We start from the raw sequence: 24,183 nt of genomic DNA, 5'->3' as shown, positions 1-24,183 counted from the left end.
GAACCAGCGCGACCTCGCCGCCAAGTACCCCGTGATCCTCGGCGGCGCCGCCCTCACCCGCGCCTACGTCGAACAGGACCTCCACGAGATCTACCGGGGAGAGGTCCGCTACGCCCGCGACGCCTTCGAGGGCCTGCGGCTCATGGACGCCCTGATGGCGGTGAAACGCGGCGTCCCCGGAGCCGTGCTCCCCGCCCTGAAGCAGCGCCGGGTACCGAGACGGGAGACCCCGCTGGAGGTGCGGGAGCCCGAGCCGGCCGGGCGCTCCGACGTCGCCGCCGACCACCCCGTGCCCGAACCGCCCTTCCTCGGGACGAAGGTCGTCACCGGCATCCCCCTGGCCGCGTACGCCCCCTGGCTCGACGAGACGGCGCTCTTCAAGGGCCAGTGGGGGCTCAAGGACTCCGGGACGATCGCGACGGAGGGCAGGCCCCGGCTGCGCGCCCTCCTCGACCGGGTCGCGCGCGAGGACCTGGTGGAGGCGGCCGTCGTGTACGGCTGGTTCCCGTGCGTCTCCAAGGGCGACGACCTGATCGTCCTGGACGAGGACGGAGGCGAGCGGACCCGCTTCACCTTCCCCCGCCAGCAGCGGGGCCGCCGCCTCTGTCTCGCCGACTTCCACCGCGCCGAGGACTCCGGCGAGATCGACACCGTCGCCCTCCAGGTCGTCACCGTCGGCTCGAAGATCGGCGAGGAGACCGCCCGGCTCTTCGCCGACGGCGCCTACCGCGACTACCTCGAACTCCACGGCCTCTCCGTGCAGCTGGCCGAGGCCCTCGCCGAGTACTGGCACGCGCGCGTACGGGCCGAGTGGGGCATCGGCGCCGCCGACCCGGCCGGCCTGGAGGGCATGCTCCGCACCGAGTACCAGGGCTGCCGCTACTCCCTCGGCTACCCGGCCTGTCCCGACCTGGAGGACCGGGCCAAGATCGCCGCCCTGCTGCGGCCGGAGCGGATCGGCGTCGAGCTGTCGGAGGAGTACCAGCTCCACCCCGAGCAGTCCACGGACGCCCTCGTCGTCCACCACCCGGAGGCGAGCTACTTCAACGCGGGAGGCCGACGCCTGTGAACACCGCCATGACGGACCCCACGTTCTCCTTCGAGTTCTTCCCGCCCAGGACCGACCGGGGCGAGCGGACCCTCTGGGACGCGATCCGGCGCGTGGAGGCGCTGAAGCCGGACTTCGTGTCGGTCACGTACGGCGCCGGCGGCTCCTCCCGCGACCGGACCGTCGAGGTCACGAAGCGGATCGTCACCGAGACCACCCTCCGGCCGGTCGCCCACCTCACCGCCGTCGGCCACTCGGTCGCCGAACTGCGCACGATCATCGGCGCCTACGCCGACGCGGGCGTCCGGGACGTGCTCGTGCTGCGCGGCGACCCGCCGGGCGATCCGCGCGGCCCCTGGACCCCGCACCCGGACGGCTACCGGTACGCGTACGAACTCGTCGAACTCGTCCGTTCCCTGGGCGACTTCAGGATCGGCGTCGCCGCCTTCCCCGAGGGGCACCCGCGCTCGGCGTCGCCGGAGAGCGACCTCGCCCACTTCGTCGCCAAGTGCCGGGCCGGTGCCGACTACGCCCTCACGCAGATGTTCTTCGACCCCGAGGACTACCTGCGGCTGCGCGACCGGGTCGCCGCCGCCGGCTGCGACACCCCGATCATCCCGGAGATCATGCCCGCCACCGACGTCCGCCAGATCCGCCGCTTCGCCGAACTCTCGGCCGCCGCCTTCCCCGAGGACCTGGCCCACCGTCTGGAGGCCGCCAGGGACGATCCGGCGCGCGCCCACCGCGTCGGCGTCGAGCACGCGGCCGGCATGGGGCTGCGCCTCCTCGACGAGGGCGCGCCCGGCCTGCACTACATCACCCTCAACAAGTCGACGGCCGCCCTGGAAATCCACCGCACCATCCTCAGCGCAAGGAGCGTTGTCCATGTCTGACTTCACCGACTTCAAGGTCGCCGACCTGTCCCTGGCCGCCTTCGGCCGGAAGGAGATCACCCTCGCCGAGCACGAGATGCCCGGCCTGATGGCGATCCGCCGCGAGTACGCCGGGGCGCGGCCGCTGGCCGGCGCCCGCATCACCGGCTCCCTCCACATGACCGTGCAGACCGCCGTCCTCATCGAGACGCTCGTCGCGCTGGGCGCCGAGGTCCGCTGGGTGTCCTGCAACATCTACTCCACCCAGGACCACGCGGCCGCCGCGATCGCCGCCGCCGGCATCCCCGTCTTCGCCTGGAAGGGCGAGACGCTGGAGGAGTACTGGTGGTGCACCGAGCAGGCGCTGACCTGGCCCGGCGGCGACGGCCCGAACATGATCCTCGACGACGGCGGCGACGCCACCCTCCTCGTCCACAAGGGTGTGGAGTACCGGAAGACCGGCGTGCTGCCGGAGGCCGCCAACGAGGAACTCGCCGTCGTCCGCGCCCTCCTGGAGAACTGCCCCCTCGACTGGCCCGCGCTCGCCGCCGGCGTCCGGGGCGTCACCGAGGAGACCACCACCGGCGTCCACCGCCTCTACGAGATGCACCGCGACGGCGCCCTCCTCTTCCCGGCGATCAATGTGAACGACGCCGTGACGAAGTCGAAGTTCGACAACAAGTACGGCTGCCGCCACTCCCTGATCGACGGCATCAACCGCGCCACCGACGTCCTCATCGGCGGCAAGACGGCCGTCGTCTGCGGCTACGGCGACGTCGGCAAGGGCTCGGCGGAGTCGCTGCGCGGCCAGGGCGCCCGCGTCATCGTCACCGAGATCGACCCGATCTGCGCGCTCCAGGCGGCGATGGACGGCTACCAGGTGGCGACGCTGGACGACGTGGTGGAGACGGCGGACATCTTCATCACCACGACGGGCAACAAGGACATCATCATGGCGTCCGACATCGCCCGCATGAAGCACCAGGCGATCGTCGGCAACATCGGCCACTTCGACAACGAGATCGACATGGCCGGCCTCGCCGCCGTCCCCGGCATCGTCAAGGACGAGGTCAAGCCGCAGGTCCACACCTGGACCTTCCCCGACGGCAAGGTCGTCATCGTCCTCTCCGAGGGCCGCCTGCTGAACCTGGGCAACGCCACCGGCCACCCGTCCTTCGTGATGTCGAACTCCTTCGCCGACCAGACCCTGGCCCAGATCGAGCTCTACACGAGGCCCGACGCCTACCCCGTCGGCGTGTACACGCTCCCCAAACACCTGGACGAGAAGGTGGCCCGCCTCCACCTCGACTCGCTCGGCGTGCGGCTGACCGTCCTCAGCGACGACCAGGCCGCCTACCTCGGCGTCCCCGTCGACGGCCCGTACAAGCCCGACCACTACCGCTACTGAGCCCGCATGTGTACCGACTGTCTGCCCGCCGTCCGCGACCCCTGGCTGCCCGGCCGGCTCCTCACCACCGAGCGGGACCTGCTCATGCCGCTGCTGCGCCGCACCCCCGAGGAGGCGTACGAGCTCCGCACCGCCTGCCCCGGCTGGACCGCCCGCCAGGTCCTCGCGCACTGCGGGGCGGCGCTGGTCCGGATCGTGGAGGGCCGGCTCGAAGAGGGCGTGTTCCTCCCCGAGGCCAACGCCTGCGACGTCGCCGAGCGCGAGGACTGGCCGCTCGGCCGCGTCCTCGACGAGCTGGAACGCGGCCTCACCGAGGCGGGCCCGGTGATCGCCGGACACGAGGACGGGCGGCTCGACGCGGTCGCCCTCGGGGAGTGGGTGCACGCCGGCGACGTCCGGGAGGCGTTCGGCGCACCCGGCGCGTACTGCGGCGACGCCCTCGCCCTCGCCCTCCCGCTGCTCTCCGTCACCAGCCGGAGACGGGAGACCCCGCGTCTGGTCGGCCGGCTCGCCGACCACGCCGGCGAGGTGGCCCTCGGCAACGAGGTCGAGGGCCGTCCGCCCGCCGTCTTCGACGGCGACGCGGCCACCCTCATCCGCATCTACGCGGGCCGCCCCCTGGTCCGCACCCGCTACGCCCTCACCGGCGCCACCGAGCAGGAACTGCTGATCTACCGGTGAGGACCCCCGGTCCTGGGCCGTCCCTCCCGGATCCCGCCGGGCCGGTCCTCGCCCGTTCGGGCCCCGCCGTCGTGCGGGGCACCGGAGGCGGGGGTGTGCTGGTGCGTGACCCCACCCCCGCACCCACGGGAGCAGCAGCATGGCCGTCATCGTCACCGTCGAGATCCCCGGCGGCACCCAGGAGCAGTACGAGTCCACCACGGAACGGCTCAAGAAGGCCGAGTGGTGGCCCCCGCAGGGCTTCCTCGCCCACGCGGCGGGACCGGACGGGTCCGGCGGCTGGCGGGTGGTGGACTTCTGGGACTCGGAGGAGGACTTCCTCGCCTTCGCGGTGAAGGCCCGGCCGATCTTCCAGGAGCAGGGCCTGCCGCCGATCCTGCCGACCTTCCAGGAGGCGGTGAACGTCATGGTCCGCTGATCCGGGGCCAACCCCGCCGGGCCGAAAACCCTTTGCGGGGCGGGGGCGTGGCCGCCACGCTTCCCCTCATGAGCCATGCCACCCCACGGCCCGTCGCGGACCTGTTCTCCGCCGACGGGCGCCTGATCGCGATCCCGCGCCGCCCGGCCCGCCGTGCGGCGCTCCTCGCCCACCTCGCCGAGACCCTCTTCGCGTACGGCCGGGTCTACCGCGAGGCCGAGGTCAACGAGGCCCTGAAGACGGTCCACGAGGACTACCCGGCCCTCCGCCGCCACCTCGTCGTCGGCGGCCTGCTCGCCCGCACCAAGGACGGCGCGGCCTACCACCGACAGCAGACGTCCCCGGTCCCCGGAGGTGCGAACCCCGCCGTCGCGTGACGGCCGCGGTGGTGGCCGGCCTGCTGGCCGGCTACGGCATCGCGATCCCGGTGGGCGCCGTCGGCGCGCACTTGGTGGCGGTCGCGGCCCGCAGCCCGTGGCGTACGGGAGCGGGCGCGGCGCTCGGCATCGCGGCGGCGGACGGGGTGTACGCGCTGGTCGCGGTCGCCGGCGGAACCGCCCTGGTCCCGCTCCTCGCACCGGTGGCGACGCCGCTGCGCTGGGCGTCCGTGATCGTCCTGCTGGTGCTCGCGGCGGCCTCGGCCCGCACCGCGCTCCGCGCCCACCGCGCCGGGACCCCCGCGCGGGACCGGGCGGTGACGGCCCCGCACCGCGCCTTCTGGACCTTCCTCGGCATCACGATCCTGAACCCGATGACGGTCCTCTACTTCACGGCCCTCGTCCTCGGCGGCCACGCCACGACGGGCCCGGCCGAGGTGGCCGTGTTCGTCACCGCGGCCTTCGCCGCCTCGGCGAGCTGGCAGCTGCTGCTCGCCTCCACCGGCACCCTCCTCGGCCACGCCCTGACGGGCGCCCGCGCCCGGCTCCTCACGGGTCTGGTGTCGAGCGCCCTGATCGCGGTCCTCGCGGTGGGTCTCGTGGTGTGACCGCGGCCCCCCTTCCCGCCCACCGGACGAAGGGGGGCCGGACACGGGCGGGCCGCCCCGCGCGTCCCGCTGGCCGGTCCCGGATTGCCCGAGGACCCCCGTACGGGTGACGATCCCCGCTGATCGTCCTGGAGATCGGGGGAGAGACATGACGGGACGGGTACTGACGCGCGGGCTGCGCCGGAGGCACCTGGCGATGATCGCGCTCGGCGGGGCCATCGGCGCCGGGCTGTTCGTGGGGTCGGGGGTGGGGATCGCGGCCGCCGGGCCGGGCATCCTCGTCGCCTACGTCCTCGCGGGGGCGCTCACCGTGCTGGTGATGCGGATGCTCGGCGACCTGTCGGCCGAGCGCCCGGTGACCGGCTCGTTCGCCGAGCACGCGCGCCGGGCCTTCGGCGGCTGGGCCGGTCTGCTCGCCGGCTGGATGTACTGGGCCCTGCTCGTCGTCAGTGTCGCCGCCGAGGCGATCGGGGCGGCCCGGATCGCGCACGGCTGGGTCCCGGCGGTGCCGCCGTGGGCGTGGGTGGCGGTCTTCGTGACCGCCTTCACCGCCACCAACCTGACGGCCGTACGCCGCTTCGGCGAGCTGGAGTTCTGGTTCGCCGGCCTGAAGATCGCCGCCATCGCCGGCTTCCTGCTCCTCGGCGGCGCCGCCCTCGCGGGTCTCGTCGGCGGCTTCGCGTCACCGGGCGCGGCCCACCTCACCGGGGACGGCGGCTTCCTGCCGCACGGCTGGCACGGCGTCGCCGCCGGCATGGTCGCCGCCGTCTTCGCCTTCGGCGGCCTGGAGACCGTCACCATCGCCGCCGCCGAGTGCGAGGACCCGGCCCGCGCGGTCCGCTCCGGCGTCCGCGCCGTGATGTGGCGGGTCGCCGTCTGCTACCTCGGCTCGATGGCCGTCATCGTGGCCCTCGTCCCCTGGGACGCGCCGGGCGTGGCCGAAGGCCCGTACACCGCCGTCATGGAACGGATCGGCGTCCCCGGCGCCGCCGGCGTGATGAGCGCGGTCGTGCTGATCGCCCTGCTCTCCGCGATGAACGCCAACATCTACGGCTCCTCGCGGATGCTGTACGCCCTGGTCGACCGCGGCGACGCGCCGCCCGCCCTCGGCCGGGTCCGGGCCGGCGTCCCGTACGCCGCCGTCCTCGCGTCGGCCGCCTTCGGCTTCGTCTCCGTCGTGCTGAGCCTGCTGTGGCCGCGCACGGTCTTCCCGTTCCTGCTGAACTCGATCGGCGCGGCCATCCTGATCGTCTGGGCCCTGATCGCCGGCTCCCACCTGCGCCTGCGCGGCCCCTCCGCCGCCTCGCTCACCGCGCTGGCCGGCATCGGGGCCGTCCTCCTCTTCATGCTGGGCGACCCCGCGAGCCGGACCCAGCTGCTCACCACCGGCGCCTGGGCGGCGGTGCTGCTCGGCTGGGCGGCGGTCAGGCGCCGGTGGCGTACCGCGCCAGGAACAGGTCCACTCCCGAGCCGATGATCCGCTCCAGCTCGGCCTCCTCGATCTCCGCCTCGGGCGAGAAGGTCCGCACGAGCTGCGGCACCCCGACCGTCGCCGCGACCAGCTGCTGCACCGCCAGCTTCGGGTCCGGCACGTCGAGGGCGCCCCGCTTGCCGAGCTCGGTGAACGCCTCGACGAGCGGCCCGTTGTTCATGTCGTAGCTGACCCGGTACCAGAGCTGCCCCAGCTGCGGGAAGCGGTCGATCTCGCCGATCACGAGCCGCCGCAGCGACATGATGTCCGGCCGCAGCAGGATCCGCGCCCAGTCCGTGGTCAGCCGCACCAGCGCGGACCGCAGGTCGGGGGCGGCGGCGATGGTCGAGTTGGCCGGCTCCAGATCGGCGTACGTCTTCGGCAGCACTCCGCCGATGACGGCCAGGAACAGCCGCTCCTTGCTGCCGAAGTGCTTGTAGATCGTCGCCTTCGACACCCCGGACCGGGCGGTGATCGCGTCCATCGACGCCGCCGAGTACCCCTCCGCCAGGAACTCCGTCAGCGCCGCGTCGATGATCGCCTGCCGCTTCCGGGAGGCCGCGTCGGCGGGGTCCGGGATGACCGGGATCCCGTACTCGTCGAGGACGTCCTTGCTGGCGGCCATGGTGGTACGTCCTCGGGGTAGGGGAGGGGGGAGTCCAGTATATGAACTGAACGGTTCGGTCTGTAAAGGAAGGGGTTCCGGCCCGCCGGCAGGCTCAGACGAAGAAGCTGTCGTGCCTCACCTGGAACGCGGCCCGCTCCTCGGCGCTCAGCCCGGCCAGTTCGCCCATCCGCTCGAAGTACTCCTCCCGGGGCGCGCCCGGCGCGAACAGCATGAGCATCGACGCCGGCTCGCCGGACTCGTTCCGGAAGGCGTGCAGCCCGCCGACGGGGACGTAGAGGTGGTCGCCGGAGCGGGCGTCCACCCACCGCTCCCCGTCGAAGAGCCGGATCGTCCCGGAGAGCACGAAGAACGCCTCGGACATCGCCTTGTGGAAGTGGGTGCCGGGCCCGGCCGACTCGGGGCCCATGTCCACCCGGTAGAGCCCGTACTCGCCCTGGGTCGAGAGGGTGGTGGAGAGGTAGTGGTACGCGGCGGGCGCGGCGCCCGTGGCGACGAAGTCCGCCGGGGCGTCGGCGGGCCGGAACCGGGCGCTGATCTCGCCCTGGTCGCCGAGGTAGCGGGGGTCGGGGTAGGACATGACGGCTCCAGAGGGTGTCGGAAGGAGTAAGGAGAGAAGGAGAGAAGGGGCAGAGGGAAGGGTGGGGGAGGGGACGGCCTAGAGGAGTGAGGAGGCGAGCGCCGGGCCGGCGGCCACACCCACGAGGAACGCGAAGTTGAACAGGCCGACGGCGGTGTCGTGCAGCTCCTGGGGCAGGCCCTCCGCCGAGGCGCCGGTGAGCAGCCCCTGGCCGCCGGCCGTGACGAGCGAGCTCACCCCGGTCCCGAGCAGGACGGCCCAGGCCCAGGGCCCGCCCGCGGCGAGCGCGAGGGCGAGGACGCCTCCGCCGGCGAGCACCCACCACCGGACCCGGGCCCGGACGAGCCCCCAGGACAGCAGCGCGCCCGCCAGCGAGGCGAGGGCGGCGAACGCCCCGGTCCGCACGGACCCCCACCCGGCCAGCTGGCCGGCCCGCAGGGGACCGGCGTACATGAGGCCGAAGTTGACGGTGGAGAGCAGGAGCATGAGGGTCGCGGCGGAGAGGAAGGCGCGGGACCGCAGCACGGCCGGCAGCGCCCCCGCGGGCACCGCCGTGCCCGGCGTGCGCGCCCCCGCCGCGAGCGCCGGCCGCACCGCGCCGAGCATCACCAGGCTGAGCAGGGGCAGGACGAGCGCGCCCCGCCAGTCGGCCGCGGCGGCGATCGCCGCGCCGCCGAAGAGCCCCGCCGTCCCGCCCGCCGCGCTGCCGATCGCGACGAGCCCGGCGGAGCGGCCGCCCGGGTCGCGGGAGGCGAGCTGGAAGGCCGCCACGTTGAATCCGGCCGCGCCGGCCGCGAGCAGCGCCCGTCCGGCCAGGGCGGCGGTGAAGCCGGGGACGAGGAGGACGAGCAGCGCTCCGGCGGCGACGAGCCCCGCCGCCGCCCGCAGCGTGCCGCCCGGCCCGCTCCGGCGTCCGGCGGCGGTGAGCAGCGGCGTACCGGCGGCCATGCCGATGCCGAAGACCGTCAGGAGCCAGGTCGCGGTGGCGGTGGACACCCCGAGCGAGGCCGCGGCCTCGGGCACGACGAGCGCGGGCCCGGACACCCCGGCCGCGGCGGGCGCGGCGAGGGCGACGAGCGCCCACCCCCGGCCGCGTCCGGGCGCCTCGGCCGGGGTGGCCGTCGCCGCGCCGGCGGTCACGACGCGCCGCCCGCGGGTATCCGGCCCCTCCGGCCGGCCTGGTCGACCATCAGGAACGGGTCCACGGAGGGCAGGTCGTGAGTGGGGGCTGCTGTCGTCATGCGGCGAGCGAACTACACCGTTCGGTTCACTGTCAATACTGAACTGTTCGGTTGACACCCTGAACCGTTCGGTTTACGTTCCCCGTCGAGGCGTCGCAGAGGGCCGCGGAAGGTCGCAGAGGGCCACACAGAGGGCCGCGGAAGGCAGCAGAGGGCCGCAGAGGGGTGAGGAAGGTCGCGGAAGGCCGCAGGGGTCGCGGCGGCGCTGTCAGGGCGCCACCCGTCAGCGACGGCGCGCGCAGGCGAGCGCCGCGGCGGTGGTGGTGAGGGCGGCGCCGGCGGCCATCACTCCGCACCGGGAGCGCCAGGACAGCGCCGACCAGCGGGACTCCGCCGAGAGCAGGGAGCCGAGGCTGGCCCAGGAGCCGACGGAGAGGACGGACGCCGCCGAGCCGACCGAGCCGATGGACAGGAACGATCCCACCGAGCCGATCGACAGCGTCGAGCCGACCGACCCGATCGACAGGAACGAGTTCCGGGAGGCGAGGGACCAGCGGCAGCCGTCAGCGCTCATGCCCCGATCGTAGGCACGGATCCCTATCCGGCGCAGGCCAGCATCAGTTCCAGCCCCTCCGGGTCGCCGAACCTGAGCACCGCGAGGTACGCCTCCGGGTAGTCGCACCCGAGGTCGGTCCACTGCAGCGCGAAGAACGTCCACACGGCGAATCCCGCGAGGAGCCACCATCCCCAGCCCTTTGACATGTACGGCCCGTACCCGGGGGGCCGCCGGAGGAACCGGTTCCCTCGGCGGCCCTTCACGGCGGCCCTTCACGGCGGGCCTTCACGGCGGGCCGTACCGGGCCCCCGGCGGGCGGCGGACCGGGGCCGCGGGGGTCAGCCGCGCGGGGTGACCGAGCTCGCGTACACGTTCTGCGGGGTGATGATCCCGGTGACCGCGCGGGCGACCAGGGTGGACGGCTCCTGGCCGCCGCTGAGCGAGTCCGTGGTGAGCATCAGGACGAGGGTGGCCTTCTGCGACGGGAGGTACACGGTGACCGTCTCGTACCCGGGCAGCGAGCCGTTGTGGCCGATCCAGCCGTTGGTGTCGAGGATGCCGAGGCCGTACGAGGTGCCGGGGAAGCCGGTCGGGAGGGTCTTCATGCGCTGCGCCTGCGTCGCGGGGCTGAGGAGCTTCCCCTTGGCGAGGACGGGCGCCCAGCGGCGCAGGTCGTCGAGGTCCGAGATCATCGCGCCGGCCGACCACGCCCAGCTGGGGTTCCAGTTCGTGGCGTCGGCGACGGCGCCGGTCAGCGTCTGGTCGGTGTAGCCGCGGGCGTGCGGCCGCGGGAACTCGGCGCCCTTCGGGAGGAAGGTGTGGCGCAGCCCGGCCGGGCGCACGACGTCCTCGTGGAGGACCTCCGCGAGCGGGCGGCCGGTGACCTTCTCGACGACCAGGCCGAGCAGGACGAGGTTGGTGTTCGAGTACTGGAAGGTGGTGTCGGGCGCGGACGTGTTGGCGTGGCGGTAGCCGTACGAGAGCACCTCCCACGGGTTGAACGGGCGCTTGGGCGCGCTCAGCAGGTCGTGGACGAAGCCGGGGTCCGACGTGTACGGGAAGAGGCCGCTGCGCATCTCGGCGAGGTGCCGCAGGGTGATGTTCCGGCCGTTCGGGACGCCTCGCACGTAGTCGTCGACGGGGTCGTCCAGGCCGACCTTGCCCTCGTCGACGAGCCGGAGCAGCGCCGTGACGGTGAACGTCTTCGTCTCGCTGCCGATCCGGATGTAGCCGTCGGCGGACATCGGCTCTCCGGTCCGCTTGTCCGCGACGCCGGTGGCCCGGACGTAGCACCCCTTGCCCGGCATCCAGATCCCGACGACCAGCCCGGGGATCCCGGCCTGCCGGCGGACCCGCTCGACGGTCGAGTCGAGCCGGGCGGTGGTCGCGGCCGGGAGGGCGTCGCCCTCCGGACAGCGCTCGCCGCCGTGCCGGGCGGACGCGGGCGCGGACACGGCCGCGGGGTCGGGCACGGGCACGGGGGCCGCCGTCGCCGGAAGGGCGGCGGGGGCCAGAGCGGCCGCGGCGAGGAGCACGGCGGTGGCGAGGAGCCGGCGGCGGGGAACGCGTCGTCGCATGGGGGAGCGCCTTCTCGGGGTGGGGGAGGTGACGGGCGCTGCCAGATCAGCACCGGCGGGCGCCCGCGCGGCGCGCCTTCCCGCGCGAGCCGGGGCGAGTCCACCCGTACGGCCTCCGGACGGCGGGGCCCCGGGTCCGCGCGGCCCGCAACCGGCGCCGGGTCCGGTGACGTCCCCCAGGGGGTCCGCGAGAACGGCTCCGCGGGCCACGGAACGGAGAAGGTGCCGACCATGACCAGCACCGCAGCGCGCTACCTCTACCTCACCCGCCACGGCGAGGCCACACCCGACGAGAGCGGGCTGACGGAGACGGGCCGCCGGCAGGCGGAGCTGCTCGGGGAGCGGCTGCGGGACGCGCCGCTGACCGCCGTCCACCACGGGCCGCTCGCCCGGGCCGAGGAGACCGCGCGGCTGATCGGCGAGCGGCTGGACGGTGTTCCGGTCCGCGTCTCCGACGCCGCGGGCGACTACGTCCCGTACCGGCCCGCCCGCGAGGAGCTGCCGGAGGAGACGGCCGACAGGATGCTCGGCTTCCTGGACCAGTTCCCGGAGGAGGAGCGGACGGGCGCGGAACGGGCGGCGGAGGCGGTCGCGCGCTTCACCGGGCCCGTCGCCGGCGGCGAGCCCGTCCACGAGCTCGTCGTCACGCACAACTTCCTCGTCGGGTGGATCGTGCGGGCGGCGCTGGGCGCGCCGGCGTGGCGGTGGATGGGCATCAACCACGCGAACGCGGCGCTGACGGTGGTCTGTTACGCGCCCGGCCGCCCCCCGTCGCTCCTCCTCTTCAACGACACCACCCACCTCCCGGCCCCGCTCCGCTGGACCGGCCACCCCACCCCGCTCCCGGTCTGACCCGCCCGCGCGCGGGGCGCGGCGGCACGGCGCGCCGGGCCCGCGCGGGGTCAGTCGATGTGGACGGTCTGGAAGGCTTCGGCCATGCGGCCCGGGGGGAGGCCCGCCGCGTCGGCGTGCTCGGAGAGCCACCGGCGCAACAGGCCCGCCAGGTCGTCGAAGTGGGCCGTCTGCGACGTGTGGATCCGCAGCGCCTCGACCTTGCGGTCGAAGACGGGCGTGACGTCGACGTACTGGTTCGGCGTCGGGCCGGTCATGAGCCACAGCTCGTGGACGATCCAGGGCTCCAGGCCCTCCTCCTTGAGGAGCGTGGGGTGCGCGAAGGGGTTCCGCGCCTCGGGGTAGATCGCGCGGAGGCAGGCGTCGCCGACGGCCCGGTGGTCGGGGTGGAGGTCGGCGACCCGGGCCCAGTTGATCTCGGGGGACGGGATGATGGCCCGCTGCGGCCGCACCTCCCTGATGACCCGGCACAGGTCGCGCCGCAGGGCGACGCCGGGTTCGACGAAGCTGTCGGGGTAGCCGAGGAAGCGGACGTCGGCGACGCCGCTCAGCTTGGCCGAGTGGACCTGTTCGGCGCGGCGCAGGTCCGCCATGGCCTGGCGGGGGAGCAGCGGGTCGTATCCGCCGGCGCCGCCGTCGGTGACGATGCAGTAGGTGACGCGGGTTCCGCGTTCGACCCACTGCATGACGGTGCCGCTGACGCAGAACTCGATGTCGTCCGGGTGCGCGGCCACCACCAGCAGTGATTCCGGCGCGCCGCGGACGGTCGGGTGGTCGGTCGCGAAGTCCTCCATGGCTCCAGCCTGTTGGCGGTGCGGGGGCGTCGCAAGGCCGACCCGTGGCGTGAACTGGACATGGCACTTACGCGCCATTCAAAAACTTGGTAGATTCAAATCATTGAGGGTGGAAGGAAGAGCCGCCGTCCTCGCGCACCACCCACCGCACGCAGTGACTTCGGACGACACGGAGGCGACCGGCATGTGCAGGATTCTCGGCTCCTTCGCCGCCGGGGCGGCCCGCCCCGACCCGGCCGCGCTCGCATCGGCCTCGGCCCGCCAGCGCCACGGCGGCCCCGACGAACACCGGGTGCTCAGCGGCCCCGGCTGGTCCCTCGGCTGCGACCGGCTCGCCGTCACCGACCCGCGCGGCGGTCGGCAGCCGTACCGGCTCCCGCACCTCCCCGGGATCCTCGCCGTCCTCAACGGCGAGATCTACAACCACGCCGAGCTCCGCCGCGCCCTCGCCGCCCGCGGCCACCGCTTCCCCGACCGCTGCGACGGCACCGTCCTGCCCGCGCTCTACGCCGAGTACGGGCCCGCCTTCGCCGAGCACCTCGACGGCATGTTCGCCGTCGCCGTCCTCGACCTGCGGCCGGGACGCCCCCAGCTCGTCCTCGCCGTCGACGACCTGGGCATGAAGCCGCTCCACGTCCACCACGACCCCGGGGACGGCTCCACCCGCTTCGCCTCCGAGATCCCCGCCCTCCTCGCCTTCGGAGGCGTGCGGTTCTCCCCCCGCGAGGACTCCCTCGACACCGTCCTCGCCACCCGCACCTCCTTCACCACCGGCACCGCCCTCGACGGCATCAGCGTCCTCCCGCCCGGCGCCACCGCCGTCGTCCGCCCCGGCGCCGCCCCCGTCGTGCGCCGCCGCGGACCCCACCGGGCCACCCCCGTCGGCGACACCCAGGACGTGCTGCGCCGCGAGGTGCGGCGGCTCGCCGACGCCGACGTCCCGGTCTGCGCCGTCACCAGCGGCGGACTCGACTCGGGGCTGGTCACCGCCCTCGCCGCCGAGCACGCCCGCGAGGCCGACGCGCCCCCGCTCCACACCTTCCACCTCACCTACCGGGGCAGCTGGCCCGGCTCCGAGGCCGCCCACGCCCGCTCCGTCGCCCGCCGTGCCCGCACGGTCCACCACGAGATCGCCCTCGACCCCGACGAGCTCCCCTCGCTCCTCACCCGGACCGTCCGCCACCTCGGCCAGCCCAACGCCGACCCCATCACCCTCTCCACCTACGCCCTCTTCCGCGCCGTCCGGCAGAGCGGCTTCACCGTCGCGCTCACCGGCGACGGGGCGGACGAACTCTTCGGCGGATACGACCGGATGGCCGCGGCCCTCGCCGCCCCGCCCGGCGCCGACTGGGCCGCCGCCTACACCGACGCGCTCTCCGCCGCCCCCCGGCTCCTCCGCGAGCACCTCTACACCGCCCAGTACCGCGCGTACATCGCCGACACGGGCTCCGCCGCCGACCGCGTCGAGCAGGAGCTGCGCTCGGCCGAGGCCGTCGGCGCGGACCGGGTCACCGCGACGACCGCCCTGGAGACGCGGTGGCGGCTGCCCGCCTACCACCTGCGCCGCGTCGACCACCTCGCGATGGCCTGGGCCGTCGAGACCCGCCTCCCCTTCTGCCAGCCGGCGGTCGTCACCCACGCCCGCTCCCTGCCGGCCGCCGCCCGCACGGGCAAGCGGGCGCTGTACGAGGCGGGCGCCGAACTGCTCCCCGCGCCCGTCCTGCGCCGCCCCAAGCAGCCCTTCACCCTCCCCGTCGAGGCGATGATCGCCCCCGGCGGCCCGCTCCTCGACACGGTCCGCGAACTGCTCTCCCCGGCTCGCCTGGTCCTCGGCGGCAAGGTCCGCGCCGACCGCGTCGCCCGCCTCCTCGCCCGCCAGCTGGACCACCCCAACCGCACGGACGCGCAGGCGCTGTGGGCCCTCGCCGTCCACGAACTGTGGACCGACGTCGTCCGCGCGATGCGGGTCCCGGCGGACTGTGCCGCTGCCTGACCGCCCCGCCGGGGGCGGCGGCGCCGGGCTCGTCGTGCGGGCCCACGACGCGCCCGGGGCGACGCTGGTGGTGCGGGTGGACCAGGTGCCCGGCGGCCTGCTGGGACTCGGGCGCGAGCTGGCGCAACTTCCCGCCGCGCAGAGGAAGATCGCGCTCTACGGGGACGACGGCGGCGGCGGTCTGCGCTACCGGTTCGTGCAGCGCCTGCCCGGCGGCGGGTTCGACTTCCGGGCCGGGTGCGGGCACTCCCTGCTCGCCTGCGTCGTCGCGGAGGGACGGTCCGGGCCGGTGACCGTCCGCGCGGTCACCACCGGCGACACCGTCCTGTGCGAGCCGGAGCGCCGGCGGCCGGGGGCGTACACGCTGCACTTCCTGCGGCCCCCGGACGCGCCGGGCACGCTCCCGACCGGCCGCCCCCGGGACCGGCTGCTCGGGGTGCCGGTCAGCCTCGTCTCGTACGGGAACCCCTACGTCTTCGTCGACGCCCGGCACGTCCGCGCGCCCGCCGAGGCGCATCTGCGGGAGCTCCGCGCCGAGGCCGCCCGGCTGCTCGGACATCCGCCGCACTCCGCGCTGCCGAAGATCGCGGCCGTCGAGCGCACCCCCCACGGGCTCTCGGTCCGCGCGCTCACCGTCGGCGGCTGGCATCCGCGGCTGGCGCTGACGGGCGCGGCGGCGCTGGCGGCGGCGGGGGCGCTGGAGGGCACCGTGGTGCCCCCGGCGGACCGGCCCGTGCGGACGCCGGGCGGCACCGTCACCGTCTCCGCCGGCCCCGACCGGGTCAGCGTGCACCACAAGCGGGCGTCGGTGCTGGGGGCCCGTCCGCTGCCGTGGCGCATCCACGCAACGGCGTGAACGCGCAGCCCTTTCCCCAGGTCCGGAGCCCCTTCCCTCTGCCACGCTGAAGCGGACCGGCCAGTGGAAGCCGTATCCGTGGGGAGACCAGGCGCACATGAAATTCGAGAATCTGCGTGTCGTCGTGACCGGCGCGTCCCGCTCCTTCGGCCGCGCGCTCGCCGTCGGATTCGCCCATCTCGGGGCCGAGGTCTATGTGTCGGCGCGGACGGTGGAGGCGGCGGAGCGGACCCGCACCGAGGTGATGGGCTCGGCCCGTGACCGCATCCACGCCTTCGGCTGCGACCTCAGCAGGCCCGCGGAGATCCGGGAGTTCGCGGCCCGGGTCGGCGAACACACCGACCGCGTCGACCTGTTGGTGAACAACGGCGCCCGCTGGCTGGACGGCATGGACCTGGAGGCGGCGAGCGACGCCGAGATCGTGGAGACCATCGAGTCCACGGCCGGCGGCACCGTCCTCATGGTCAAGCACTTCCTGCCGCTGCTGCGCGGCTCGCTGCGGCCCGACATCGTGAACATGGTGGCCGTGCGGGACGCCGAGGGCGCCTCCGCGACCGCCGCCGGCGGGGCGCACGAGGCGTTCTGGGCGGCGAAGAGCGCGCAGGCCGGCTTCGCGGACATCCTGGCCCGCCGGCTGCGGCCGTCCGGCGTGCGGGTCTTCTCGCTCTTCCCGCCCGACTTCTCGACCGCCGACCCGCGCTTCGCGGAGTGGGACGGCACCCGGCCGGGCGGTGCCGTCGACGACGACAAGCTCACCACCCAGGCGCTCTTCGAGTGCATCGTCTACGCCGTCGAGCAGCCCCGCGACTGCTTCATCCGCTCCTTCCACTTCGAGCCCCGCTGAACCACCCCCTTCGTGCCGACGCTCAGGAGGCTTCCATGAGCACCCCCGTCTGGATCACCGCGACCCCGCCCGCCACCCACGGCGAACTCCACATCGGCCACCTCGCGGGGCCGTACGTGGCCGCCGACGTCCTGACCAGATTCCTGCGGGCCGAGGGTGAGCCGGTCCGGTTCACCACCGGCACCGCCGACCACGCGAGCTCCGTCGAGGTCCGGGCGCGGCAGCTCGGCCGCAAGCCGGAGGAGGTGGCGGAGGGGTACCGGGCCGCGATCACCGCCGACTGGCTGCGGTCCGGCGTCGAGTTCGACCACATCGTGCGGCCCCGCCGCGACAAGGGGTACGGGCGCTGGGTGCGGGACCTCTTCGCGAAGCTGTACGCGGAGGGCGTCATCGCCCCGCGGACCCGTCTCCTGCCGTACTGCGAGCCGTGCGAGCGGTGGCTCTACGGGGCGCACGCCACCGGCTCCTGCCCGCACTGCGGGGCGGCGAGCGACGGCGGGATGTGCCACGAGTGCGCCCGGCCCAACGACGGCGGCGACCTCATCGGGGCGCGCTGCGCGGTCTGCGACACCCCGGCGGTGGCCCGCCGCTGCCGCCGGCTGTACATCCCGCTGGAGCCGTTCCGGGAGACCCTCGCCGACTACTGGGCGGCGGCCGGACTGCCGCCCCGGCTCGCCGCGCTGTGCGAGTCGCTGGTGGAGGACGGGCTGCCGGACATCGCGGTCGGGCACCCGGCGGAGTGGGGTCTCGAGGTGCCGGTGGAGGGCTTCCCCGAGCACCGGATCGACGGCTGCTTCGAGGCGGCCGCGATGCACCTCTTCGGCCACGACGCCACGGGGCCGCTGCCGGCCCGCGCCATCCACTTCTGCGGCTTCGGGCACTCGTTCTGCCACGCGGTGCTGCTGCCGGTGCTGCTGCTCGCGCAGGGAGTGAAGCTGCCGCAGGACTTCAACGTCAACGAGTCCTTCGTGATCGAGGAGGGGGTGCGCGAGGGGAACGTGTGGGCGCTGGACCTGCTCACCGAGTACGGCTCCGACACGCTGCGCCGGCACGTCCTCCAGGCCCGTCCGCTGGGGCGCAGGACCGTCTTCCGGCGGGACCGGCTGGCGGCGGCCCGCCGGGAACTGGACGAGAACTGGAACAGCTGGCTGTCCCGGCTCTTCGCGGCGGTCCGCGAGGAGTGCGACGGGCTCGCCCCGCAGGCGCTGCCCGGCGGCACCGGCTGGGACGTCCTGGAGCGGCGGCTGCACCGGGCGGTGGACGACCTGCGGGAGGCGTACGGCCCCGACGCCTTCGACCCGCGCCGGGCGGTCGCCGTCCTCGACGAGATGGTCCGCTCGGCGGCCGACTTCGGGCACGTGAACGCGCACGAGCGGTGCCGTCCCACCACCGCGTGCCGTCATCTGCCCGCGCTCGCCGCGCAGTTGGCGGTGGCGTCGGCGCTGACGGCGTGGGCGCGGCCGGTGATGCCGGAGGGCGCGGACCGGCTGGCGGCGGCGCTGCGCGTGGAGACGGGGCGGCCGGTGGACTGGCACGCGCTGATCCCGCCGCTGCCGGGCACCCGGCTCGCCCCGCCGTCGGGCCCGGTCTTCGGCTTCTGAGTCCTCGGCCCGCACACGCACTTCTCAGCAACTAAGAAACCGGATAGATCCCCGAACCGACCTCCCTCCCGCCGCGTGCTCCCGGCGCGCCACGCGCGGGGGCACGCGGCTCCCCCACCCCTCAGGAGTCCCCGTGTCCCTGCGCGTCGCCATGCTCAGCGTCCACACCTCCCCGCTCCACCAGCCCGGAACCGGGGACGCCGGCGGCATGAACGTCTACATGGCCGAACTCTCCCGGGCCCTCGCCGAACTGGGCGCGGAGGTGGATCTGTTCACCCGCTGCCAGGGCGGCGGCGAGCTCCGGCCCACCGAGCTCGCGCCCGGGGTGCGGGTCCGGGAGGTGGTGGCGGGCCCGCGCCGGGCGGTGGCCAAGGAGGCGGTGGCGGACCTGGTGCTGCCCTTCGCGCTCGGCCTCTCCCGGCAGGGGCGGGCCTACGACCTGGTCCACTCGCACTACTGGCTCTCCGGTCAGGCCGGCCGGATCGCGGCCTTCGGCTGGGACGCGCCGCTGGTGCACACCGCGCACACCCTGGCGCTGGTGAAGAACGCCCGCCTGGGCGAGGGCGACATTCCCGAGCCGCCGGCCCGGATCCTCGGCGAGCGGCGCCTCGCGGCGGTGGCCGACCGGCTGATCGCCAACACGGCGGACGAGGCCGAGGCGCTGCGGAGCCTGTACGGGGCGGACCCGGACCGCACCGAGGTCGTCCGGCCCGGGGTGGATCTGCGGACCTTCGCCCCCGGGCCGGGGCCGGACGCCGGGCGGGCGGCGGCGCGGGTCCGGCTCGGGCTGCCGGCGGACGCGTTCGTGCCGCTGTACGCGGGGCGGATCCAGCCGCTGAAGGGGCCGGACGTGCTCGTACGGGCGGTGGCGGAGCTGCTGCGGAGGGCGCCGGGGCTCCGTGAGCGGCTGCTCGTGCCGGTGATCGGCGGGCACTCGGGCGCGGGGGAGCAGGGCGTGGTGGGGCGGCTGGCGGCGGAGCTGGGCGTGACGGACGTGCTGCGGCCGTGTCCGCCGGTGCCGCAGGAGCGGCTGGCGGAGTGGTTCCGGGCGGCGGACGTGCTGGTGGTGCCGTCGCGGAGCGAGTCGTTCGGCCTGGTGGCGGCGGAGGCGCAGGCGTGCGGGACGCCGGTGCTGGCCTCGGCGGTGGGCGGGCTGCCGACGGCGGTGTGGGAGGGGGTGACGGGGCTGCTGGTCCGGGGCCACGACCCGGTGGAGTACGCCCGCCGGCTGCTGTGGCTGGCGGTGAACCCGCGGGCGCGGGCGACGATGGGGGTGGCGGCGGCGGGGCACGCCCGGGGGATGAGCTGGCGGGGTTCCGCGGCGCGGACGATCGAGGTCTACGAGGCCGCGCTCGCGGGGCCGGGGAGGGGGTCCGCGCTCGCGGGGGCGGGGGAGGGATCCGCGCTCGCGGGGGCGGCGGTGTCACGGGTGGGGCAAGGGCGGCGGCACGCCCCTGCCCCGGCGGCCCCTCTCTCCTGGAGGAACGAGAAGGCCGTAGCACGAGTCTAGCATCTCTTTTGGTTCGACCAAAGGTTAGGGGCGCTACGGACCAGTCAATTCCGTTGATTCCGCGGCCGATTGACGCACACACGCCATGGCGGGTCCACGCATCGAAGAACTGTGGATTCACCAACGGGCCGCCGACAGAATGGAGTTGTCTTCAGGGAGAACCCGGCGGCACGGGCCCCCGGAGACGGGAATCAGCATCTTCGCCCATGACGAATCCTGGAGGAATCATGTCCGTCGAGCAGAACTCCGGAATGCAGAAGGCCGTCCGCCAGTTCCTGGTCGCCCTCACGGCGTGTCTGGCCGTCGCCGGCGGCGCGGCCTACGCGGTCTCCCCCGACAGCACCCCGGAATCCCCGGTCCAGCACGCCGGCGTCACCGTCGACTGGCCGCACAACACGGCCACCGCCACCCCCGCCCCGCCGGTGGACTGACCTTCCCCGTAGGGAATTCCGAAAGCCCCGTGATCGCCCTGCCACGATCACGGGGCTTTCGCGCGTCCGGAATTCCCGTGAACGGCCCGGCGGGGCCTTCAGTCGAGCCAGCCGAGCCGCACCGCGCGCACCCCCGCCTCGAATCGGCTCGACGCCCCCAATTCCTGCATGAGTTCGGAGAGCATCCGGCTCACCGTGCGCAGCGAGACCCCGAGGCTCCGGGCGATCTTCTCGTCCTTCATCCCGTCGGCGAGCATCTGGAGCGCCGCCCGCTGCTGGTCCGACAGGCCGTCCCCGCCCCGCTCGGGCGCCACGTCGTCGCCGTACGGCGTGGCCGTGTGCCAGCAGTGCTCGTACAGGCTCAGGAAGGATCCGACGAGCAGCGGGCCGCGGGCCAGGATCGCGCCCCGGCCCGGCTCCTCCGGGTGCAGCGGCACCAGTGCGTACTGCTGGTCCACCAGGACCATCGTCATGGGCAGTTCGGGTGCGATCCGCACCTCGACGCCCAGTTCGGCGCGGCGCTTGATCACCGCCGCGGCCTCCGGCCGCAGGGCGTCCTGGACGCGGTAGGCGGCGCGGAGCCGTATCCCCTGGGCGAGCTGGCGGGCGTCCCGCTCGAAGATCCGCTCCGGGACCTGGCGGCCCGGGCCCGTGGGGTACATCGAGCAGGACGCCTCCTGGGTGACGTCGACGATGTCCTCCAGGGCCTGCTGGATCCGCCGGTAGTCGGTGATGGCCTCGACCGCGATCTCGGAGCCGGAGAGCGAGCCGGGCCGGAGGAACGCCCCGGCGAGCGTCTCCAGGGTGCTGTACGCCTGGTCCGCCTCGGCCAGGTGCTCGCGGAGCCGGGACCGCTCCCGGTTCAGGATGCGCAGCAGGGCGATCTCCGGGTGCACCGACGCGACGGCGCCCTCCTCGGGGCGCCAGTCGGCGTTGCGCAGGTCGGCGGCGGTGGCGTGCCGGCTGGTGGTCGGGACGATCAGGCCGAGGGCGAGCAGTTCGGCCCGACATCGCTCGTGCTCCTCCGGCGTGAGCCCTAAGCCGGCGGCGACCTCGGCGTAGTTCGACACCCCGCGACGGCGCAGCTCCTGATAGAGCGTCACGAGCAGCCCGGTGCTGTCGTCCTCCGTGCCGCCGCCCGTGGTGACCATGGCGAACTTCCCCCTCGTCGTCGCGAATCGACCCTCCGGACCGTTCAGGCTACGCGGTGATCTGCGGAGCGCCGAGGCCCTCGGGACCGCCCTCCCCGTCCAGCAGACCCAGCCGGGCCGCCGTCACGCCCGCCTCGAAGCGGCTGGCCGCGCCCAGCTCCTGCATCACCTCGGAGATGAGCCGGCTGACCGTCCGCAGCGACACCCCGAGGGTCCGCGCCACCTGCTCGTCCTTGATGCCCGAGGCGAGCATCCGCAGCATGGTCCGCTGCTGCTCGGTCAGCCCGTCGCCGTCGTTCCCCTCGGGCTCCTGGTCCCCGTACGGGGTCGCGGCCTGCCAGCAGTACGCGTACAGGGCCCGGTAGACGCGGACCAGGCCCGGTCCGCGGGCCAGGATCGCGGGGGAGTCGGGGTTCCGGGGGTCGGTCGGCAGCAGGGCGAAACGCTCGTCGGCGAGGACCATGTTCATCGGGACGACGGAGCAGAGCCGGATCTCCGCGCCGAGCGCCGTCCGGGCGGCCAGGTGCTGGTCCATCTCGGGGACCTGCCCCACCCGGTGGCTGTACATGGCCTGGACGCGGATCCCGCGGGCCACCCGCTCGCGGTCCCGGTCGAGTTCGAGGGCCATCTCCTCGCGCCGGACCGAACCGGTCGCCATGGAGTGGACGGACTCCCGGGCCGTCTTCGTCAGGTCGTCGAGCTCGCGCCGGATCCGCTCCGGATCGCCGACGATCTCGACCTCGACCTCGGAGCCCGGCTCGGTGCGGGCCCGCAGGAAGGTCCCGGCCAGGGCCTCCAGGGCGGTGTGGGCGCGGCTGGTCTCGGCGAGCCGGCTCTCCAGCCGGTCCCGCTCGTGGCGCAGCAGCCCGACGAGGGCCACGTCCGGGGCGACGACCTGTGGTGCGGGGGTGCTGCCGTCGACCAGGCCGAGGTCGGTCAACTCGGCGTGGGCGCGCTGCTGTTCGGCGTCGGTGAGCTGGAGTGCGCGGGCCGCCTCGGCGAGCGGGGTGCCCGGGGCGGCGCGGAGCGCCTGGTAGAGGGCGAGTGCCTGCTCGCCTCCTGTACGTACTCCGGCGGCGTTCTTGGACACGGCGGCAGCAGACTCCCCTCGGATCGCGCGGATCCCGTTGAAAAACGCCCCGGCAGACCCTGCCACACATTCGAACGTTCCGCACGATGTTCACGGGCGAAGCCGCACGAGCGGGATCAGGCGGACTCTTCCGCGCAATCGGGGCACAGCCCCTTGAAGACCAGCTCGGTCTCGGCGGTCCGCCATCCGGGCAGGCTGCCGCGCGGCGGGGCGGGCGCGGGCGCGGTCACGTTCTCCACCCGGCCGCAGCGCAGGCAGAGGGCGTGCTGGTGCGGAGGGCCGGAGATCTCGAAGACGGCCGGGAGCCCGGGGCGGTCGAACTTGCCGACCAGGCCGGTCTCCTGGAAGTGGCGGAGCATCTCGTAGACGGCCTGGCTGGTGAGCGTGCCCAGCCGCTCACGGGCGGTCGCGGTGATCGCCTCGACGTCGAGGTGGCCGCCGGCGGCGAGCACCGAGAGGACCTCCAGGCGCGGCCCGGTGACCCGCAGGCCCACGTCCCGCAGGCGCTGGATCACCGCCTCGCGGCCCGTCAGCTCTTCCACGACTGCCCTCTCGCCCATCTGGTCCGCCCAAACGTTTGCGGGCATCGTACCTCTTGCCGGTCCGCCCCGTCAGGCGGTGCGCCGGTCGTCCGGACGGCACACCAGCAGCACCGACTCCGTGCGCTCGTCGATCCGCTGCCGCCGCCGGCCCTCGATGTGCAGCCCCGCCGAGTGCAGTTCGGCCGCCAGCCGGTCCTGGTCCACGATCCACTTGTCGGTGGTCAGCACCGTCCGCTCCGTGGAGAGCTTCCCGGTCCTGGCCGTGCAGTACGTGATCCGCTCGCTCATCGCCCCCAGGTCGAAGTCCTGCCGGGCCACCACCCACTCGTCGATCCCGTCGAACCGCGGCACCTGGAACGCCCAGGTCCTGCGCGGCTCCGCCACCAGCCCCGGCCGGAGGTGCGCCGTGTAGTCCAGGGCCAGCGCCCCGCCCGACTCCAGGTGCCCCGCGACCTCCCGCAGCAGGCCCGGCCGCCGGGCCGGCGGCACCGCCGAGACCATGGCGCCCGCGAGCAGCGCGAGCCGGTAACTCCCGCGCAGCCGCAGCTCCGTGAGGTCCGCGCGGTGCGTCACCACCAGGCCGGCCACCTGCGGGCCGATCCGGCGGGCCCAGGCGTCGAGGCGCTCCAGTGCGGAGGCGTCCCGGTCCACGGCCTCCACGGCGAAGCCGTGGCGGGCGAAGGGGACGGCGAGCCGTCCCGCGCCGGAGCCGAGGTCCAGGACGGGTCCGCCGGTGGAGCGGGCGAGGCCGAGGTACCGGACGATGTCCGCGCTGTGCGGGCCGAGCAGGGCGTCGTGCAGCCAGACGGACCGCTCGTCCATCGCGGCGACGGACTCCAGGCCGGGCAGGGAGTCGGGGGCGATCCGCACCCCCGTCCCGGTGGCGGGCGTCCGCTCCCGGTCGTATCGGGACGGCAGGACCGGCGCGAGCGCTGCGGGCACGGCGGGCAGGGAAGTGCCGCTCGGGGTGTGCATCGCTCCTCCAGGGGCTCGCTCGGTCCATGCCGTCCGGGCGGGGGGCCCGTGCCGCCGGGACCACGCCGCCGCGACCATCCTGACCTGCGGAGGGAGCCCCGATCCACCGGATCGGGCTGCGTGAACACGCGATGGCGTGGAT

General features: G+C 74.5%; 26 protein-coding genes. 15 read left to right on the top strand and 11 right to left on the bottom strand.

Features of this window, described 5'->3' with window-relative positions:
* From ACFVU3_RS33285 to ACFVU3_RS33250, 8 genes are all read left to right on the top strand, one after another.
* A partial coding sequence (locus ACFVU3_RS33285; RefSeq protein ID WP_390072172.1) for a vitamin B12 dependent-methionine synthase activation domain-containing protein occupies positions 1-1,069 on the top strand: 1,069 nt, incomplete at its 5' end.
* A gap of 8 nt (positions 1,070-1,077) precedes the next feature.
* On the top strand, positions 1,078-1,941 hold the full coding sequence (metF, locus tag ACFVU3_RS33280; RefSeq protein WP_390072170.1) for a methylenetetrahydrofolate reductase [NAD(P)H]: 864 nt from the start codon (positions 1,078-1,080) through the stop codon (positions 1,939-1,941).
* A complete protein-coding gene (gene ahcY, locus ACFVU3_RS33275; protein WP_390072168.1) occupies positions 1,934-3,328 on the top strand; it encodes an adenosylhomocysteinase in 1,395 nt (464 codons plus the stop codon). Before metF ends, ahcY begins: the two co-directional genes overlap by 8 nt.
* A gap of 6 nt (positions 3,329-3,334) precedes the next feature.
* Positions 3,335-4,009 carry a maleylpyruvate isomerase family mycothiol-dependent enzyme gene (locus tag ACFVU3_RS33270; RefSeq protein WP_390072166.1) on the top strand — a complete coding sequence of 225 codons (675 nt, stop codon included), beginning with the start codon at positions 3,335-3,337 and terminating at the stop codon, positions 4,007-4,009.
* Positions 4,010-4,148: 139 nt separating this feature from the next.
* Complete coding sequence (locus ACFVU3_RS33265) at positions 4,149-4,427, top strand: hypothetical protein (RefSeq protein WP_390072164.1); 279 nt, start codon at positions 4,149-4,151, stop codon at positions 4,425-4,427.
* A gap of 68 nt (positions 4,428-4,495) precedes the next feature.
* Positions 4,496-4,804, top strand: coding sequence for a DUF2087 domain-containing protein (locus tag ACFVU3_RS33260; protein ID WP_390072163.1), 309 nt, complete (start codon positions 4,496-4,498; stop codon positions 4,802-4,804).
* Entirely contained in the window at positions 4,801-5,412 is a 612-nt protein-coding gene (locus ACFVU3_RS33255; RefSeq protein ID WP_390072162.1) for a LysE family transporter, read from the top strand. Before ACFVU3_RS33260 ends, ACFVU3_RS33255 begins: the two co-directional genes overlap by 4 nt.
* 148 nt (positions 5,413-5,560) lie before the next feature.
* On the top strand, positions 5,561-6,889 hold the full coding sequence (locus ACFVU3_RS33250; protein WP_390072161.1) for an amino acid permease: 1,329 nt from the start codon (positions 5,561-5,563) through the stop codon (positions 6,887-6,889).
* Here ACFVU3_RS33250 and ACFVU3_RS33245 read toward each other — a convergent pair.
* The 6 genes from ACFVU3_RS33245 to ACFVU3_RS33220 all read right to left on the bottom strand — a co-directional run bounded on the left by ACFVU3_RS33245 (position 6,837) and on the right by ACFVU3_RS33220 (position 11,402).
* Entirely contained in the window at positions 6,837-7,508 is a 672-nt protein-coding gene (locus ACFVU3_RS33245; RefSeq protein WP_390072160.1) for a TetR/AcrR family transcriptional regulator, read from the bottom strand. The two genes, ACFVU3_RS33250 and ACFVU3_RS33245, sit on opposite strands and share 53 nt — an antisense overlap.
* A 94-nt stretch (positions 7,509-7,602) precedes the next feature.
* A complete protein-coding gene (locus tag ACFVU3_RS33240; RefSeq protein ID WP_390072159.1) occupies positions 7,603-8,088 on the bottom strand; it encodes a cupin domain-containing protein in 486 nt (161 codons plus the stop codon).
* Positions 8,089-8,166: 78 nt separating this feature from the next.
* Positions 8,167-9,228, bottom strand: coding sequence for an MFS transporter (locus tag ACFVU3_RS33235; protein WP_390072157.1), 1,062 nt, complete (start codon positions 9,226-9,228; stop codon positions 8,167-8,169).
* Between the two features lie 324 nt (positions 9,229-9,552).
* Positions 9,553-9,843 (bottom strand): hypothetical protein, encoded by a 291-nt coding sequence (locus ACFVU3_RS33230; protein WP_390072156.1) that lies wholly within the window; start codon positions 9,841-9,843, stop codon positions 9,553-9,555.
* Positions 9,844-9,866: 23 nt separating this feature from the next.
* Positions 9,867-10,031 carry a hypothetical protein gene (locus ACFVU3_RS33225; RefSeq protein WP_390072154.1) on the bottom strand — a complete coding sequence of 55 codons (165 nt, stop codon included), beginning with the start codon at positions 10,029-10,031 and terminating at the stop codon, positions 9,867-9,869.
* A 132-nt stretch (positions 10,032-10,163) separates the two neighbouring features.
* Positions 10,164-11,402, bottom strand: coding sequence for a serine hydrolase domain-containing protein (locus tag ACFVU3_RS33220; protein ID WP_390072152.1), 1,239 nt, complete (start codon positions 11,400-11,402; stop codon positions 10,164-10,166).
* A gap of 231 nt (positions 11,403-11,633) precedes the next feature.
* Between ACFVU3_RS33220 and ACFVU3_RS33215 the strand changes: the two genes are divergently transcribed.
* Positions 11,634-12,254, top strand: a complete 621-nt coding sequence (locus ACFVU3_RS33215; RefSeq protein ID WP_390072150.1) for a histidine phosphatase family protein — start codon at positions 11,634-11,636, stop codon at positions 12,252-12,254.
* Positions 12,255-12,304: 50 nt separating this feature from the next.
* Here the strand turns inward: ACFVU3_RS33215 and ACFVU3_RS33210 are convergent, their stop codons facing one another.
* Positions 12,305-13,048: a PIG-L deacetylase family protein gene (locus ACFVU3_RS33210; RefSeq protein WP_390072148.1), complete on the bottom strand. Its 744-nt coding sequence runs from the start codon at positions 13,046-13,048 to the stop codon at positions 12,305-12,307.
* Positions 13,049-13,232: 184 nt separating this feature from the next.
* On the opposite strand from ACFVU3_RS33210, the gene asnB reads away from it, so the two are divergent.
* From asnB to ACFVU3_RS33180, 6 genes are all read left to right on the top strand, one after another.
* Positions 13,233-15,041, top strand: coding sequence for an asparagine synthase (glutamine-hydrolyzing) (asnB, locus tag ACFVU3_RS33205; protein WP_390072147.1), 1,809 nt, complete (start codon positions 13,233-13,235; stop codon positions 15,039-15,041).
* On the top strand, positions 15,028-15,897 hold the full coding sequence (locus tag ACFVU3_RS33200; RefSeq protein WP_390072145.1) for a hypothetical protein: 870 nt from the start codon (positions 15,028-15,030) through the stop codon (positions 15,895-15,897). Before asnB ends, ACFVU3_RS33200 begins: the two co-directional genes overlap by 14 nt.
* Before the next feature lie 97 nt (positions 15,898-15,994).
* Positions 15,995-16,741, top strand: a complete 747-nt coding sequence (locus ACFVU3_RS33195; RefSeq protein ID WP_390072143.1) for an SDR family oxidoreductase — start codon at positions 15,995-15,997, stop codon at positions 16,739-16,741.
* 35 nt (positions 16,742-16,776) lie between these two features.
* Complete coding sequence (locus ACFVU3_RS33190; protein WP_390072141.1) at positions 16,777-18,342, top strand: class I tRNA ligase family protein; 1,566 nt, start codon at positions 16,777-16,779, stop codon at positions 18,340-18,342.
* A gap of 133 nt (positions 18,343-18,475) precedes the next feature.
* Complete coding sequence (mshA, locus tag ACFVU3_RS33185; protein ID WP_390072139.1) at positions 18,476-19,852, top strand: D-inositol-3-phosphate glycosyltransferase; 1,377 nt, start codon at positions 18,476-18,478, stop codon at positions 19,850-19,852.
* 227 nt (positions 19,853-20,079) lie between these two features.
* Entirely contained in the window at positions 20,080-20,283 is a 204-nt protein-coding gene (locus tag ACFVU3_RS33180) for a hypothetical protein (RefSeq protein ID WP_390072137.1), read from the top strand.
* 98 nt (positions 20,284-20,381) lie between these two features.
* Here the strand turns inward: ACFVU3_RS33180 and ACFVU3_RS33175 are convergent, their stop codons facing one another.
* The 4 genes from ACFVU3_RS33175 to ACFVU3_RS33160 all read right to left on the bottom strand — a co-directional run bounded on the left by ACFVU3_RS33175 (position 20,382) and on the right by ACFVU3_RS33160 (position 24,041).
* Positions 20,382-21,434, bottom strand: coding sequence for a LuxR C-terminal-related transcriptional regulator (locus tag ACFVU3_RS33175; RefSeq protein ID WP_390072135.1), 1,053 nt, complete (start codon positions 21,432-21,434; stop codon positions 20,382-20,384).
* 49 nt (positions 21,435-21,483) lie between these two features.
* The gene (locus ACFVU3_RS33170; protein ID WP_390072134.1) at positions 21,484-22,524 is read right to left on the bottom strand and encodes a LuxR C-terminal-related transcriptional regulator; all 1,041 of its coding nucleotides are present in this window, start codon (positions 22,522-22,524) and stop codon (positions 21,484-21,486) included.
* Between the two features lie 116 nt (positions 22,525-22,640).
* Positions 22,641-23,111 (bottom strand): Fur family transcriptional regulator, encoded by a 471-nt coding sequence (locus tag ACFVU3_RS33165; RefSeq protein WP_390072133.1) that lies wholly within the window; start codon positions 23,109-23,111, stop codon positions 22,641-22,643.
* Between the two features lie 24 nt (positions 23,112-23,135).
* Positions 23,136-24,041, bottom strand: a complete 906-nt coding sequence (locus ACFVU3_RS33160; RefSeq protein WP_390072132.1) for an SAM-dependent methyltransferase — start codon at positions 24,039-24,041, stop codon at positions 23,136-23,138.
* Positions 24,042-24,183 lie beyond the last annotated feature (142 nt).

The organism is Streptomyces sp. NPDC058052 (assembly GCF_042885515.1).
Taxonomy (GTDB): domain Bacteria; phylum Actinomycetota; class Actinomycetes; order Streptomycetales; family Streptomycetaceae; genus Streptomyces.
This window is presented reverse-complemented; position numbering and strand designations above follow the sequence as displayed.

Bases quoted from the DNA above. Each gene is read 5' to 3' on its own strand.
- metF (WP_390072170.1), top strand. From the start codon at position 1,078: ATGACGGACCCCACGTTCTCCTTCGAGTTCTTCCCGCCCAGGACCGAC.
- ahcY (WP_390072168.1), top strand. From the start codon at position 1,934: ATGTCTGACTTCACCGACTTCAAGGTCGCCGACCTGTCCCTGGCCGCC.
- ACFVU3_RS33270 (WP_390072166.1), top strand. From the start codon at position 3,335: ATGTGTACCGACTGTCTGCCCGCCGTCCGCGACCCCTGGCTGCCCGGC.
- ACFVU3_RS33265 (WP_390072164.1), top strand. From the start codon at position 4,149: ATGGCCGTCATCGTCACCGTCGAGATCCCCGGCGGCACCCAGGAGCAG.
- ACFVU3_RS33260 (WP_390072163.1), top strand. From the start codon at position 4,496: ATGAGCCATGCCACCCCACGGCCCGTCGCGGACCTGTTCTCCGCCGAC.
- ACFVU3_RS33250 (WP_390072161.1), top strand. From the start codon at position 5,561: ATGACGGGACGGGTACTGACGCGCGGGCTGCGCCGGAGGCACCTGGCG.
- ACFVU3_RS33245 (WP_390072160.1), bottom strand. From the start codon at position 7,508: ATGGCCGCCAGCAAGGACGTCCTCGACGAGTACGGGATCCCGGTCATC.
- ACFVU3_RS33240 (WP_390072159.1), bottom strand. From the start codon at position 8,088: ATGTCCTACCCCGACCCCCGCTACCTCGGCGACCAGGGCGAGATCAGC.
- ACFVU3_RS33230 (WP_390072156.1), bottom strand. From the start codon at position 9,843: ATGAGCGCTGACGGCTGCCGCTGGTCCCTCGCCTCCCGGAACTCGTTC.
- ACFVU3_RS33225 (WP_390072154.1), bottom strand. From the start codon at position 10,031: ATGTCAAAGGGCTGGGGATGGTGGCTCCTCGCGGGATTCGCCGTGTGG.
- ACFVU3_RS33220 (WP_390072152.1), bottom strand. From the start codon at position 11,402: ATGCGACGACGCGTTCCCCGCCGCCGGCTCCTCGCCACCGCCGTGCTC.
- ACFVU3_RS33215 (WP_390072150.1), top strand. From the start codon at position 11,634: ATGACCAGCACCGCAGCGCGCTACCTCTACCTCACCCGCCACGGCGAG.
- ACFVU3_RS33210 (WP_390072148.1), bottom strand. From the start codon at position 13,048: ATGGAGGACTTCGCGACCGACCACCCGACCGTCCGCGGCGCGCCGGAA.
- asnB (WP_390072147.1), top strand. From the start codon at position 13,233: ATGTGCAGGATTCTCGGCTCCTTCGCCGCCGGGGCGGCCCGCCCCGAC.
- ACFVU3_RS33195 (WP_390072143.1), top strand. From the start codon at position 15,995: ATGAAATTCGAGAATCTGCGTGTCGTCGTGACCGGCGCGTCCCGCTCC.
- ACFVU3_RS33190 (WP_390072141.1), top strand. From the start codon at position 16,777: ATGAGCACCCCCGTCTGGATCACCGCGACCCCGCCCGCCACCCACGGC.
- ACFVU3_RS33180 (WP_390072137.1), top strand. From the start codon at position 20,080: ATGTCCGTCGAGCAGAACTCCGGAATGCAGAAGGCCGTCCGCCAGTTC.
- ACFVU3_RS33175 (WP_390072135.1), bottom strand. From the start codon at position 21,434: ATGGTCACCACGGGCGGCGGCACGGAGGACGACAGCACCGGGCTGCTC.
- ACFVU3_RS33165 (WP_390072133.1), bottom strand. From the start codon at position 23,111: ATGCCCGCAAACGTTTGGGCGGACCAGATGGGCGAGAGGGCAGTCGTG.
- ACFVU3_RS33160 (WP_390072132.1), bottom strand. From the start codon at position 24,041: ATGCACACCCCGAGCGGCACTTCCCTGCCCGCCGTGCCCGCAGCGCTC.